The sequence below is a fragment of the Chromobacterium piscinae genome, from assembly GCF_021129175.1.
GTDB lineage: Bacteria > Pseudomonadota > Gammaproteobacteria > Burkholderiales > Chromobacteriaceae > Chromobacterium > Chromobacterium piscinae.
On sequence record NZ_JAJOHV010000030.1, the window covers coordinates 1 to 14200 of the forward strand.

Consider the following 14200-nt stretch of genomic DNA (forward strand, 5'->3'; position numbering starts at 1 on the left):
TTTATTTATAGAAATTACAGCGGCAGCGAGCCCAGGCCTGGCGAGATCAGTCTCGCGCATCATGGCGTGCTGTTCCTGGACGAACTACCGGAGTTCGACCGCAAGGTGTTGGAGGTGCTGCGGGAACCGTTGGAGAGCGGGGTGATCCATATCTCGCGCGCGGCGCGCCAGGCCAGTTTTCCGGCGCGCTTCCAGCTGGTGGCGGCGATGAATCCCTGCCCTTGCGGCTATCATGGCCACCCTGCCGGGCGTTGCCAGTGCTCGCCCGAGCAGGTGGCGAAGTATCGGGGTAGAATCTCCGGCCCCTTGCTGGACCGGATCGACTTGCAGGTGGAGGTGCCGGCCTTGACGGCGGCGGAGCTGCAGCATTCCAGGCCGGGCGAAGGCAGCGAGCCGGTGCGCCGGCGGGTGTTCGAGGCCAGGGAGCGCCAGTTGGCGCGGCAAGGCGGCTTGAACGCGGCGCTGCAGGGCGAGGCGCTGGAGACGCATTGCCGCGGCGACGAGCACGCGCTGGCGGTGCTGGCCAAGGCTTTGCAACAACTTGGCTTGTCGGCGCGCGCGTATCATCGGATACTGCGGGTTTCGCGCACCATCGCCGATTTGCAGGGCGTCGAAACGATAAGCCGCAACCATGTATTGCAGGCGATCCAGCTCAGGCGCGTCATGCAAGGCGGCGCTTGATAGAATTGATCAATTAAATACGGATGGCATGATGGCTGTCCGACAGACATAGCGGTAGTGGTGAATGGCTAATCGAGACCTGAAAAACTCCCCCAGACCGTCGCGCGGGCGCGGCAATTCCTCCTCGTCGCGCAGCGGCGGAGGCGGCATGATGGCGGGCATCATCATCGGCCTGATCGTCGGCGTAGCGGTGGCGGTGGGGTTGGCGATGTATCTGAACCGCTCGCCGGCCGCCTTCCAGCCCAAGAACGAGCGCAAGGCGGAAGCGCCGCAGCCGCCGACCGAGCTGCTGGCGCCGGGCACCCGCATTTCCGAAGCCGCTTCGGCCACGACGCCGGCCGCGCCGGCTCCGGCGCAAGCGCAGCAACAGGCCACGCTGGACTCCACCGAGACGGTGCCGCTGCCTCCGCCGGCGACTCAGCACGAAGCCAAGCCCAAGCCGGCGCAGCAAGCACCGGCAAAGACCGGCAAGGACGAGCAGCGCTTCGATTTTTACAAGATTCTGCCGGGCCAGGTGGACGCCGTCACGTCCGACGCCAAGTCCTCGCGTTCGGGGGAACCTTCGGCATCGGCGCCTGCCAAAAAAGTTTATTTGCAGCTGGGCGCGTTCCAGAACCAGGACGAGGCTGACAACCTGAAGGCCAAGTTGGCCTTGCTGGGCGTTGAGGCCAAGATCCAGTCGGTCAACGTGCCTGACAAGGGGATGGTGCACCGGGTCCGGGTGGGCCCGTTGAGCCGTCAGGACGATGTGGAGCGCATCCGCGCGCAGTTGAAGCAGGACGGCATCAGCGCCAATGTGGTGAAGGCCGCCGAGTAAGTCTCATCTCTACAAATAACGGGAAAAGAACATGAAGAAATGGTTGTTGTTGGCAATGCTGGCGGTCAGCGGCATGGCGAATGCCGCGATCCAGCTGGGCAAGGATTACACGATGCTGAGCACGCCCCAGCCGGTGGCCGACCCCAAGAAGGTGGAAGTGATCGAATTCTTCTCCTACCACTGCATCCATTGCTATGACGACGATCCGGCCCTCAATGCCTGGGCCAAGACGCTGCCGGCCGACGTGAGCTTCCGCAAGGAGCAGATCGTGTGGCAGAAGTCGATGGAAGGCTTTGCCCGCATGTTCGCCACCTTCAACGCCACCGGCACCTTCGACAAGCTGCACCGCCCCGCTTTCGAGGCTCAGATCAAGCAGCGCATGGATTTGTCCAAGCCTGAGCAGTTCACCAGCTGGATCAAGCAGCAGAAGGGGGTAGACGGCGCCAAGCTGCTGCAGACCTACAACTCCTTCGGCATCAACGCCCAGGTGGCGCGCGCGACCAAGATCACCCGCGACTACCAGATCCAGGGTACGCCGACTGTTATCGTCAACGGCAAGTACGTGGTGGTGACCAGTACGCCGGAACGCATGATCCAGGTGATGAACGAGCTAGTGGCCAAAGCCCGCGCCGAGAAGAAGTGATTGTTAGCTTGACGCGAGAGGGCGGCCTTTGGGCCGCTTTTTTGTTGCCGCGGCGTCTGTCTGATCAGGAAGAAAGCGGATGGCAGGTATTTTTATGTAAAAAGTTCTTGACGCGCTTTTGGCTTTGCCTTAATATGCAATCTCTCTGACGCGGGGTGGAGCAGTCTGGTAGCTCGTCGGGCTCATAACCCGAAGGTCGTAGGTTCGAATCCTGCCCCCGCAACCAAATACTAGAAAAGCCGAATCGATAGTCGATTCGGCTTTTTGCGTTTCAGCCGCCTTCAATTTTCACTTCGCAAGCTTCCCCCTACTTGCAGCCAGACTGCGCGGCCAGCTTCTGGATTCCAGTTTTCCATTTTTGTTAAGACTTTCTCCTGGTTGGTAATTTCATTAAAAGAAATATTTTTTGTAACGATTTGCAACCTAGTTCATGCCCATGTCATGTTAATGACTTTGTCCTAAGTGGTTGTTGCTGCGGCAGAATACGGTAGGCGTCGTCCTTGATTTTTATCAATTGAATGGCATATCGGATATTGGCGAGGTCTTGACCATGGTCAAGACTCTTGAAATATCGGCCGGAACTGTTTCTAATACGCCCGCCCGCTACCGGGGACCGCGACGATTTGTCGCAGTTCTGCCTGAGCCGGGCGTTGATGTTTGTGCTTGCCGAATTCCTGTCTTCCCGCGCCGCCTGCGGCGTTTCACTCGGGCAGTGATCTTCAGCTGTCACGTCATCGTTCGGAAGCGATTGTGGAGTCGCTTCCCGCCGTAACCGGCGCAAGCCGCCGGTGGGGCCGATCGTGGAATATCCGCGATCCCTAAATTTCTGGTTTGACCTGGATTCATGTGGCCGCGCCTGGCGCTGCCGCTTACTTATGAATCCGGCAGGAAACTGTTTTCTTGGCGTTGGAGCATGGCTCGCAACGCCTGTTGCGCATCTGCGCGCCAAAGGATTTTTAACCCGAAAAGTCGTATGATGAGAAACCATAGACCCTCCCGCCTGATGCGGGGGCTGGCGCCTGTGGTGATCGCCCTGCTGTCGGGATGCCAAGGCGGCATTCTCGATCCCAAGGGCCAGATCGCCGCTGAGCAGAAGTCCCTGATCCTGACGGCAACTGCGCTGATGCTGCTGGTGGTCATCCCGGTGATCGTGATGACCTTGGTCTTCGCCTGGAAGTACCGCGCCAGCAACAAGGAAGCCGCCTACGAACCGAAATGGTCGCACTCGACCAAGATCGAAATCGTGGTCTGGCTGATCCCCTGCATCATCATCGCCTTCCTGGCGACGCTGACCTGGAAGAGCACGCACAAGCTTGATCCCTATCGTCCGCTGGAGTCGGACAAGAAGGCGATCCAGGTGCAGGTAGTGGCGCTGAACTGGAAATGGTTGTTCATCTACCCCGAGCAGCAAATCGCTTCCGTCAACGAGCTGGTGTTCCCGGCCGATACTCCGGTGAGCTTCAAGATCACCTCCGACGCGGCGATGAACTCGTTCTTCATCCCGCAGCTGGGCGGCCAGATCTACGCGATGGCTGGCATGCAGACCCAACTGCATCTGATCGCCAACGAACCGGGCACTTACAAGGGCTTCTCCGCCAACTACAGCGGCGCCGGCTTCTCCGGCATGAAGTTCAACGCTGTCGCCACCAAGACCCCGGCCGAATTCGAAGCCTGGGTGGCCAAAGCCAAGGCTTCCGGCAAGGCATTGGACGCGCCTTCTTACCTGAAGTTGCTCAAGCCTAGCGAAAACAATGCGGTGGAATACTACGCGTCGACCACGCCGTACTTGTTCGAGGCCGTGCAGCACAAGTACATGGCCGCACGCCCGTCGCTGGCCGACAGCGACGACGCCATCAAGCTGACCAAGATGACCAAAGAACTGTGCGCCGCGATCACGCCGCCGGTTGTGAAGGAGTAACAATCGATGTGGTTAGGTAAACTGACTCTGGACGCGATCCCGTTCCATGAGCCCATCATCATGGGGGCGCTGGGAGGCGCCGGCCTGATCGGGCTGATGCTGTTCGCGCTGATCACCAAGTTCGGCAAGTGGGGCTATCTCTGGAAAGAGTGGCTCACTTCCGTGGATCACAAGAAAATCGGCGTGATGTACATCATCGTCGCCATGATCATGCTGCTGCGCGGCTTCGCCGACGCGCTGATGATGCGCACCCAGCTGGCGATGGCCACCGGCGGCGCCCACGGCGTGTTCCCGCCCGAGCACTATGACCAGATCTTCACCGCCCACGGCGTGATCATGATCATCTTCATGGCGATGCCGTTCATGACGGGCCTGATGAACATCGTGGTGCCGCTGCAGATCGGCGCGCGCGACGTGGCCTTCCCCTTCCTTAACTCGCTGAGCTTCTGGCTGCTGGTGTCCGCGGTGATCCTGGTCAACCTGTCGCTGGGCGTGGGCAACTTCGCCCGCACCGGCTGGGTGGCTTATCCGCCGCTGGCCGAGCTGGGCTTCAGCCCTGACGTGGGGGTGGATTACTACATCTGGGCCTTGCAGATATCAGGCATCGGGACGACGCTGACCGCGATCAACTTCCTGGTTACAGTGATCAAGATGCGCGCCCCGGGCATGAAGCTGATGGACATGCCGATCTTCACCTGGACCTGCACCTGGGCCAATGTGCTGATCGCCACTTCCTTCCCGATCCTGACCGGCGCGCTGGCCATGCTGGCGCTGGACCGCTACCTGGACTTCCACTTCTTCACCGCGGAACTGGGCGGCAACGCTATGATGTACCTGAACCTGTTCTGGGCTTGGGGCCACCCCGAGGTGTACATTCTGGTTCTGCCGGCGTTCGGCATTTTCTCGGAAGTGGTTTCCACTTTCGCCGGCAAGCGCCTGTTCGGCCACAAGTCCATGATCTACGCCAGCGGCGCGATCTCGGTGCTGGGCTTCATGGTTTGGCTGCACCACTTCTTCACGATGGGCTCCGGCGCCAACGTGAACGCCTTCTTCGGCATCGCGACGATGATCATCTCGATCCCGACCGGCGTGAAGCTGTTCAACTGGCTGTTCACCATCTACAAGGGCCGCCTGCGCTTTGAAACCCCGATCCTGTGGACGCTGGGCTTCATGGTTACCTTCTCCATCGGCGGCATGACCGGCGTGCTGCTGGCGGTGCCGGGCGCCGACTACGTGCTGCACAACAGCCTGTTCCTGATCGCCCACTTCCACAACACCATCATCGGCGGCGCCGTGTTCGGCTACCTGGCCGGCGTGTCGTTCTGGTTCCCGAAGGTGTTCGGCTTCAAGCTGAACGACAAACTGGGCAAGGCCTCGTTCTGGTTCTGGCAGATCGGCTTCATGTTCGCCTTCATGCCGCTGTACGTGCTGGGCTTCCTGGGCATGACCCGTCGCCTGAACCACACCGACAACCCGGCCTGGGAGCCGTGGCTGTACATCGCCCTGTTCGGCGCGCTGCTGATCGCCGCCGGCATCGCCTGCCAGCTGTTGCAGATCGCGGTGAGCATCCGCGACCGCAAGAAGCTGGTGGACGAAACCGGCGACCCGTGGAACGGCCACACCCTGGAATGGTCCACGTCTTCCCCGGCGCCGTTCTACAACTTCGCCAAGCTGCCGCAAGTGCATGACATCGACGCCTTCACCGACATGAAGGAAAAGGGCGTCGCCTACGCCGTGCCGAAGTCGTACGAGCCGATCCACATGCCGCGCAACACCGCGATGGGCATCTATATCGGCGCCTTCAGCACGGTGCTGGGCTTTGCGTTGATCTGGCACATCTGGTGGCTGGCCGTCGTCGGCCTGGTGGGCATCGTCGGCTGCATGCTGGCGCGCGCCTACGACAACGACCTGGACTACTACGTGCCGGTGGACGAAGTGGAAGCGATCGAGCGCGCCCGCTTCGAGAAGCTGGGCATCGACGTCGACAACTACACCGAGCGTGATCCGGCCCAGCCGAAAAAGGCTGCGCGTCCGACCACTACCGCGTAACGGGTTGAATCTGACATGACGACTTATGTAAAAGAAGCGCACGCCGCGCACGACGACCACGAGCACCACGACAGCGGTTCGCAAACCGTCCTGGGCTTCTGGTTCTACCTGATGACCGACTGCATCCTGTTCGCGACCGCGTTCGCGACCTACGCAGTCCTGTTCCGCAACGTGGCGGAAGGCGTGTCCGGCAAGGACATCTTCGATCTGCAATACGTGCTGGTGGAAACCGCGGCCCTGCTGCTGTCCTCCATCACCTACGGCTTCGCGATGATCGCCGGCCACAAGGGCAACAAGTCCGCCGTTCTCGGCTGGCTGGCGGTGACCTTCCTGTTCGGCGCCGCCTTCATCGGCCTGGAAATCAATGAATTCCACCATCTGATCTCCGAGGGCCACGGCCCGCAGAAGAGCGCCTTCCTGTCGGCCTTCTTCGGCCTGGTGGGCCTGCACGGCCTGCACGTGACCGCCGGCCTGATCTGGATGGGCGTGATGATGGCCGAAGTGGCCAAGACCGGCCTGACCGGCCGCGCCATGACCCGCCTGAACTGCCTGTCGCTGTTCTGGCACTTCCTCGATATCGTGTGGATCTGCGTATTCACCGTTGTCTACCTGAAAGGAGCCATGTGATGAGTCACGCGCATGACAACGCCAGCCACGGCACCGTGAAGAGCTACATGGTCGGCTTCGTGCTGTCGGTGGTCCTCACCGCCATCCCGTTCTGGATGGTGATGGGCGGCGCCTTCACCAAGCAGGCGACGCTGATCGGCATCCTGGCGATGGCGGTGGTGCAGATCGTGGTGCAACTGAAGTATTTCCTGCACCTGGACTTCAGCAAGGAAGGCAAGCTCAATAGCTTCTCCTTCCTGTTCACCGGCATGGTGATCGTGTTGCTGGTGGGTCTGTCGATCTGGATCATCTACACCGCCGACGCGCTGATGATGCGCTGAGCGAGGCTGAGTTGAAGTTCAAGCGTTATCTTCAGGTCACCAAGCCGGGCATCATCTTCGGCAACCTGATCTCGGCCGCCGGCGGTTTCCTGCTGGCGGCGCAGGGATCGGTCGACTGGTGGCTGCTCGCGGCCACCGTCATCGGCTTGTCGCTGGTGGTGGCCTCCGGCTGCGCGATCAACAACTGCATCGATCAGGACATCGACGCCAAGATGGCCCGCACCCAGAAACGGGTGCTGGTCACTGGCGCGATGAGCACCAAGGCCGCGTTGGCGCACGGCGCGGTGCTGGGCTTGGCGGGCTTCGCCCTGCTGTGGTTCTGCACCAATCCGCTGGCTACCGGCTGCGTGCTGTTCGGCTTCGTGATCTATGTCGGCGTGTACAGCCTGTACATGAAGCGCAACTCGGTTTACGGCACCCTGGTGGGCAGCCTGTCCGGCGCGGTGCCGCCGGTGGCCGGCTACTGCGCCGTCACTGGCCGCTTCGACATGGGCGCGGCCATCCTGCTGCTGATGTTCAGCCTGTGGCAGATGCCGCACTCGTACGCGATCGCCATCTTCCGCTTCAAGGACTATGAAGCGGCCGGCATCCCGGTGCTGCCGGTGGTGAAGGGCATCTCCGCCGCCAAGCAGCAGATCGTGCTCTACATCCTGGCTTTCGCCGCGGCGACCGTGATGTTGGTGTATGGCGGCTACGCCGGCTACGGCTACCTGGCGGTGGCGGTGGCCACCAGCCTGTGGTGGCTGAAGATGGCGCTGTCCGGCTACAAGCGCGAAACCGACGACCGCGCCTGGGCGCGGCAGGTGTTCTTCTTCTCCATCATCACCATCACCTCGCTGAGCGTGATGATGGCGGTGGACGGGCAGACGCCGCCGCACAGCCGCGTGGTGATGACCGCGGACGCGGGCATGTATCGCTGAGATCGATCCATTCCATGCCAAACGGGGAGCAGCTTGCGCTGCTTCCCGTTTTTGTTTAGCCATTAGTCAGCGCGGCGGCCAGGCGGCGTCTTGCCGGCCGGCGGGGCCGTACACGCTGGGCCGGTATCCGCCTGCGGCGGGATCCAGTTGCAAGCGGGCGTAGCCGAAGAAGAAATAAGCGCTGTCCTGCGGCTGCAGATAGGGCTTATCCAGGCCATCATGGCGGTTGGCAAGCATGGCCTGGGTCAACGCCATGCCGGACCAGGCGCGCAATGCGCCTTGGCTGTCCCGCGCCAGTATCCATTCCTGATTCTGCAGATCGGCGGCGCTGACGCGCAAATGCCGCTTGCTGCCTTCCATGCGGGTCTGGGCATCGCGCAGCACGGCGGAGAAGGGGATTTGGTATTCGCCGCTGGCCGGATCCTGGCGCGTGAAAAAGATATCGTCCAGGCCCTGGTCCGCCTGCCCGATCTGCACCCGCGGAGCGGGGGCGGAGCAGGCCTGATGCCGCAGCGCCGGCCACGGTGTTTGTCCGGAGTAGGCGAGGCATAGCTTGCCGTCATCCAGCCCGTCCAACTGGGCATCCAGATCGCGTCCCACATATTGCGCCAGCCGATATTCCGCCGACTGGCCATGGGCCTGCCTGTCCAGCAGCCTCAGCTTGCCGATGGCGGTGTCGGTGTACTTGGCGCCCGCTTCGATCGCGGACACGCGCAACTCCAGCTTGGCAACGGCTTCCGCGCCCGGATTGATCAGCAGCAGCCGCTCGGCGCTATTGAGCGCATTGTCGGACTTGCCGATGACGCGTTGATCGCTTTGGTCGGCGAAGGCGATGTCTCCCTGCTCGCGGCGCAGCTGGGCCGCCGAATATTGCCGCGCATGGTAGGACAGCTTGAACAGGCGGGTTTCAAACGGCTTGGCTTCTCCCGCGCGGTACAGGCTGATCTTGACCAGCTTGGGCGAAGCATTCTGGAACTGGGTGGCAGCCGATTTGGCGTAGCCCGGGGCCAGCGCGATGGCGAACAGCGGGCTGGGATGCGCCAGCGTGAGCGTCAGCGCAACCGGTTTGATGTCTTCCGACTGAGGGTAGGGTTGCTCGGCATGAAACACCCAGGCTTTGGCCGGATCGGGATCGAACAGGTTTTTCACCGAATACTGGCCGGGATGGGTGCCGGCCAGGGTTTGATCGGCATGCAGCTGCAGTGTGTTCCAGCCAAGCGTGACTGCCGCATTGTCGGGAGGGGCGCTGGCATGCGCATTGCTCAGGAATAGACTGAGCAGGCTGCTTGCCATCAGTCTATGGCTGACGACCGGCGCGTTACTCATTGCCTGCATACAAGGTACGGAATTTAAGCAGGCCGATCTGATTGATTTTGGCCTCATTTACCCCATCGCCTATAAAGCCTGCCATGGAGTCATGGATATATTTCTCCAGGAAATTCTCAATCGCCGGAGTCAGCAGGCGAATATTCATCGTGGCCGCAACCTTTTTGGGATCGGTTTCGGGCAGCACTTCGCTGGGAATGGACATGCCTTGCTCTGGCAGCATAGGCATTAGTTTTTGCAGCTCTTGCTCCTGTTTGGCTGCTTTCGCGGCGGCGCGGGCGGGGTCAAAATCAGGCGCCATTGGGTCGCCGGCGTAGAGTTTGCGCAGTCCCTTGATCAGCGATGCCTGGGTAATCTGCAAAAAGCCCTGATGCTTGGCGCTGGCGGTTCGATATGGCGCGCGCTTGGCAAAGTCATGCCGGTATTTGAATCGTTGGCTCAGGTATAGGGCCATGTGCTGGCGATGCATCTTTTCCGTCGAGCCTGGAGCAATCTTGGCTTCACGCAAATAAGCGTTAAAGTCGTTGATGACCTCTTGAGTCGGCGTCAGAAGGTTTTGCACCCGTTCAGTCAACTGGTCCATTGCCAGGAGGGGCACACCTGCTTGGCGAGCGGCATCGTACAGCCGGCGTCCCGGTATCGCGCACAATTGGCCATTTTGCGCGGGCAGTATGCCTAGGTCGCCGCTGGCATAACCACCTCCGACATCCGAGTGCGAGCCCGGGAACATGACTTCGATGGTATTGGCTGGATATGAGTTGCCGCGCCGCACGGTGTCCAGCGGGAAGCAGGCGCGCACTTCATGGCCGGCAACGTAATGCACGCATTGCTCGACTGCGGGATGGATGGTCAGATTGTTGTCGGCCCAAGCCATGTGCCCGGTTGCGGGTATGGTATTGGGCAGCAGTTGCGCAAGGCCTACCGATGCCACCGTGTCCATGATCCCAAGAAACTGTGTTCGGAGTGAAATGCCGGCAAAGCTCCATGCGCCATTTTGCTGATGACATATTTGATACAGCCAGTTGACGAATGCCCGCGCCTCTGTGGCACCGCGTGAAAATCCGAATACCGACAGGTTGATCTGTGTGATCTGGGGTTTGCGTCCCTTCAGCGCCTGCTGTAGCTTTTCCTGCCAGGTATTGAAAATCACTTTGCGCATGACGCCCCCGGTCAGGCCGCCGGCATTGCTGGTAATTTTCTTGGCCAAGCCATCGGCGATCAGCGGACTTTTGTTGACATACTGGTGGGGCGCATTCACCAGGCGCGTCAGCGCCCAAAGAATGCGCGCCTCTCCGCCCGCGCCGGCGCCACCGCCCAAGGCCCCCCCCGTGTCGTCGATTTCTGGGAATGGGGTACCAACTCCTGGCATGTAAAAACGGAAATAGCCCTCGTTTGGTTTGTCTCGCGCCGTCATGAATAGGCGGGCGACATTGCTGGGACGCTGTTTGCCGGATTCCGCCTGGTAATAGTCAGCCTGGATATTGTTGCCCGTGCCATCGAAGAACATCATCACGTGGATCTGACTTTGGCATTGGGCTTCCTGCTTACCGCTGACGCAGGACATGGCCTGAGCTCGTTGCAGTTGTTCGCGAGCACTCAGTGAGCGTTGGCCTGCTGGGTAGGGGGCGGGGTTTTGCGTGCTCATTGTTTATCCCCTTGAGTATTCTTGGGATATGCCGGGCGATAGTCTGGATGATAGGGCATGATATCGCTCAGCTTGACCAGCACCTGGTCATTGGGCAAAAAGTGAATATCGAAGTGCTGGGCATCTTTTTCCTGATATTCTGGAATCGCTACTGTACGGGTTTTCCAGGTTCCTTCGATGAATATCTTGTCGCCATTGCGCATCACCAGATTGCCATTCGCATCGCGTTGATAATGTCCACCTTGTAGCCAGCCAATTTTAGCAGTCAGCCCTGGACGCCACTTTTTCGGCACCACTACGCAGCAAACTTCGCCACCGCCACCGCCCATCGGGGGGACATTGAGCACCCCTCCTTGATCATTAACTGTGACCGAGTCGATAGGTTTTTCCGTATGGTTGACTGAGAGATAGCTGATGGCTGTCGTGGCATCATCACAGGCAGATAGTAATAGTATGACCGTCAGCCAAGCAAAGCGAGGCAGTAAACGGCAGGGCTTTATCGTTCTCATCTGATTAATTCCCGGCAATCTTTCAAAACAACACCTTGTCGGTGGAAAGGTCGAGGCAATAGCTCGCTTACGGATTTGGCGGATAGTTATGCCGCAGAATAAAAAAATACAAACCGCCATAGGAAAGAAACAGCAAGGCTGTTGTGGCCAACTTGAGTAATTTTCGCTGCGATCCATGGATTAGCCACGAAGACAATGCAAATGCGGTAGCAATCAAAAATGGTGAAGTGAAAATGAGAAAAAAAATATGGTTTAGGGCGGACCAGTCACCCTCTGCGCTCTTCTCAAAGGGATGCAAACATTGGAAGTAAATAATCCCCACAGAAAATATCAAGAACATGGCACCAATAATGAACGTGCCTGCAAGTGAAACCACAAGCATGCGGGCGGGCCATTTTTTCTTTTGGAATGGGTGTGTTTCCATTTCTCAGAGGGCCGAGATGTCATCCAGCAAGGAAGCTAGGTTTTCGCCTAAGCCGTCTTTTTGCAAGGCATGACTCTGCAAGACCTGGGGAAGTCTGGGGTCGTCCAAAATGCGTCCTTGACTCAGGCAAGCCGCCACGGCGAGCATCAATTGATCGGGTGCGTTTTCAATATGATGCTCTTCCAATGCTGCGCAGGAGCGTTGCAAACAGTGGTGGAGAAAGGCACCGGATGCCGGCAATAGTTCGGCAAAATCCTGACTCAGTCTATTGGCCAATGCATCGGGTTCCGCTGAACGCAGCAAACCTGCCAATTCCGGCTCAGTGAGCTCCCAACTATCTTTTTCATCGACAGCCAGATGTGATGGGGCAAGGTCCAGCGCCTGCAGTGTGCCTGCACGGTCGACGATCAGCCAGTGAGTCAGAGGCGCGCATAGCCGTCGCCAGGATGGGGGCGACAAGGTTTGGGGCAGGGTGGCCGCGATGCGGGTGTCGGCAAAACGTAGAATGTAGGGTTGACCATCAGCCGTAGTTAGGCTCAGGCTGCGCTGCCAGATATCGCGTAATGTTTCCACATCCAGCACGCTGGCGACAAAGCCAAGCATTGGCCGACCTTGGCTGTGTCGCAGCAGCTTGGCCGGAATGGCATTGTTCTGCCTTGGGCATTCGATCAATAGCGGCGATACTGCGCGCAACCCCCCCCATTCCGGCTGAAAATACAGTGGCCAGTTGGCAGTGGCCAATTGCAGCGGGCGATGGTTGTAATCGAAGCCGGCATCCATTAATGCGTACCAGTTCCACTCCATGGGACTGGCATCAATTTGCTCAGCCAAGGCGTTGGCCAGGGATGCCACATCCCCCTTGTCCATTGCGAAATACATGGGGCCTCTCTTATTGGCCGGCTAAGGGCGAGCCGGATTTGATCGCATTCAGCATGCACTGCAAGCAGAACTGCTTGCCTGGGAAAACTGGCATCGGGATGGTCATATTGTCGGGTCCGCTCAGCTTGTGCTGGGCGGCTTTCACGCTTACGGTGCCGGGTGCGTGCACTTCGATATTGCCGCCCTTGAGACGGATATAAGCGCCGCCTGCGGTCAACAGAATCTCGTCCTTGGCATTGACGACGATGCGTTCCTTGCAGGACGTGATCGTCACATCCTTATCCGCCGTCAACTCCATCGCGTCGCTCTGCGCCTGCACTTGCACCTTGCCTTTGGCGGCAATCAGCTTCAGCGCCACCTTGTCTTTCACCCCCGCTACGAACAGGCTGATGTGCTGGCCTACGTTGTGCAGCCAGCGCCGGCCGGTGGTGTGGTTGGCGTCGCGCTGGGCGATAAGGTTCAGGTTCTGGCCGGCGGAGACGGTCTGGCTCTGTTCAGTCAGGCTGGCGATGCCGGCTGGGCCGGACAGGATCAGCAGCGGTTGTTGGCCGGCTTGATCCTTGGCGGTTTTGCCGTCTTTGTCGGTGTTGCTGCCGGCTTCCCAGGCTTTCAACGCCTCGGCGTGGTGTTGCAGGTGGCCATCGGTTTTCTTGCCGGCTTTGGCGTTGTCCGGGCCGATTTCGTCGGGCCCAGTTTCCATGGTGTCGGCCAGTTGGCCGGTGGCGGTTTCGGCCAAGGCTTGCGACAGCGAGAGCGCGGCGTCGAGCTGGCTCTGCGCGTGCTCGCGCGCCAGCTGTTTGCCGGACGCGCCGTTCTGCGCTTCGGTGGTAATTAATAAACCATGCCCGGCGCGGATGGCGCCGTGGTGGTCGGTGCGCAGTTCGAAGCCGTCGCCGCGCGGCTGGGCTTTGCCGTTGCTGCGCGGGTGGGCGAGGTAGCCCTGGTTGAGCTGGGTCTTGCCCGCTTCGCTGGACAGCTTGGCGCGCACTTCGCCGGGGGTGTCGTCGAACAGCAGCTCGTTGTAGCCGCCGCCCTGGTGTTCTTTGCTCTTGATGCCGGACAGGGTCTTGTTGGCCGGCAGGCTGCCGGCGCCGCTGAAGTCGGGCGTCGGGTGGCTGCCGTTGTACAACACGCCGGTGATCACCGGCCGGTCGATGTCGCCTTCGATGAAGTCGACCAGCACTTCCTGGCCGATGCGCGGGATGAACTGGTGGCCCCAGCCGGCGCCGGCCGACGGCATGGCGACGCGCAGCCAGCAGGAGGATTTGTCGTCGAGGCCGGCGCCGATGGTCGGGTGTTCGTCCGGCCGCTGCCAGTGGAACTGCACCTTGATCCGGCCCTGGGCGTCGGTGTGGACTTCCTCGCCGGCGGGGCCGACCACGGTGGCAGTCTGCACGCCGAGCGAGGTGGGTTTGGCCGAGGCGGTGCCGGCGTAGGCCGGG

At 60.2% G+C, this 14200-nt stretch carries 13 protein-coding genes and 1 tRNA gene; 9 read left to right on the top strand and 5 right to left on the bottom strand.

Annotated features, from left to right (window positions below; all coding sequences use genetic code 11):
- The 9 genes from LQR33_RS10400 to cyoE all read left to right on the top strand — a co-directional run.
- Nucleotides 1–681 (top strand): ATP-binding protein (locus tag LQR33_RS10400; protein WP_231468819.1); only part of this gene is annotated, 681 nt, incomplete at its 5' end.
- Between the two features lie 64 nt (nucleotides 682–745).
- Nucleotides 746–1498, top strand: a complete 753-nt coding sequence (locus LQR33_RS10405; RefSeq protein ID WP_166439987.1) for an SPOR domain-containing protein — start codon at nucleotides 746–748, stop codon at nucleotides 1496–1498.
- A gap of 31 nt (nucleotides 1499–1529) precedes the next feature.
- Nucleotides 1530–2141: a thiol:disulfide interchange protein DsbA/DsbL gene (locus LQR33_RS10410; protein WP_166439986.1), complete on the top strand. Its 612-nt coding sequence runs from the start codon at nucleotides 1530–1532 to the stop codon at nucleotides 2139–2141.
- Between the two features lie 149 nt (nucleotides 2142–2290).
- Nucleotides 2291–2367, top strand: a tRNA-Met gene (locus LQR33_RS10415).
- Nucleotides 2368–3114: 747 nt separating this feature from the next.
- Nucleotides 3115–4059: a ubiquinol oxidase subunit II gene (cyoA, locus tag LQR33_RS10420; protein ID WP_021478493.1), complete on the top strand. Its 945-nt coding sequence runs from the start codon at nucleotides 3115–3117 to the stop codon at nucleotides 4057–4059.
- Between the two features lie 6 nt (nucleotides 4060–4065).
- The gene (cyoB, locus tag LQR33_RS10425; protein ID WP_166439985.1) at nucleotides 4066–6108 is read left to right on the top strand and encodes a cytochrome o ubiquinol oxidase subunit I; all 2043 of its coding nucleotides are present in this window, start codon (nucleotides 4066–4068) and stop codon (nucleotides 6106–6108) included.
- Between the two features lie 15 nt (nucleotides 6109–6123).
- Nucleotides 6124–6735: a cytochrome o ubiquinol oxidase subunit III gene (gene cyoC / locus LQR33_RS10430; RefSeq protein ID WP_021478491.1), complete on the top strand. Its 612-nt coding sequence runs from the start codon at nucleotides 6124–6126 to the stop codon at nucleotides 6733–6735.
- The gene (cyoD, locus tag LQR33_RS10435) at nucleotides 6735–7055 is read left to right on the top strand and encodes a cytochrome o ubiquinol oxidase subunit IV (RefSeq protein ID WP_081527254.1); all 321 of its coding nucleotides are present in this window, start codon (nucleotides 6735–6737) and stop codon (nucleotides 7053–7055) included. Before cyoC ends, cyoD begins: the two co-directional genes overlap by 1 nt.
- Before the next feature lie 11 nt (nucleotides 7056–7066).
- Complete coding sequence (cyoE, locus tag LQR33_RS10440; RefSeq protein ID WP_081527253.1) at nucleotides 7067–7975, top strand: heme o synthase; 909 nt, start codon at nucleotides 7067–7069, stop codon at nucleotides 7973–7975.
- Between the two features lie 66 nt (nucleotides 7976–8041).
- Here cyoE and LQR33_RS10445 read toward each other — a convergent pair whose 3' ends face one another.
- The 5 genes from LQR33_RS10445 to LQR33_RS10465 form a co-directional block, all read right to left on the bottom strand.
- Nucleotides 8042–9301: a hypothetical protein gene (locus tag LQR33_RS10445; RefSeq protein ID WP_231468821.1), complete on the bottom strand. Its 1260-nt coding sequence runs from the start codon at nucleotides 9299–9301 to the stop codon at nucleotides 8042–8044.
- Nucleotides 9294–10946 carry a T6SS phospholipase effector Tle1-like catalytic domain-containing protein gene (locus LQR33_RS10450; protein WP_231468823.1) on the bottom strand — a complete coding sequence of 551 codons (1653 nt, stop codon included), beginning with the start codon at nucleotides 10944–10946 and terminating at the stop codon, nucleotides 9294–9296. Before LQR33_RS10450 ends, LQR33_RS10445 begins: the two co-directional genes overlap by 8 nt.
- Nucleotides 10943–11632, bottom strand: a complete 690-nt coding sequence (locus tag LQR33_RS10455; RefSeq protein ID WP_231468826.1) for a DUF3304 domain-containing protein — start codon at nucleotides 11630–11632, stop codon at nucleotides 10943–10945. Before LQR33_RS10455 ends, LQR33_RS10450 begins: the two co-directional genes overlap by 4 nt.
- Before the next feature lie 250 nt (nucleotides 11633–11882).
- Complete coding sequence (locus LQR33_RS10460) at nucleotides 11883–12758, bottom strand: DUF4123 domain-containing protein (protein ID WP_231468828.1); 876 nt, start codon at nucleotides 12756–12758, stop codon at nucleotides 11883–11885.
- A gap of 10 nt (nucleotides 12759–12768) precedes the next feature.
- The coding region (locus LQR33_RS10465; protein WP_231468830.1) for a DUF2345 domain-containing protein at nucleotides 12769–14200 on the bottom strand (1432 nt) is incomplete at its 5' end.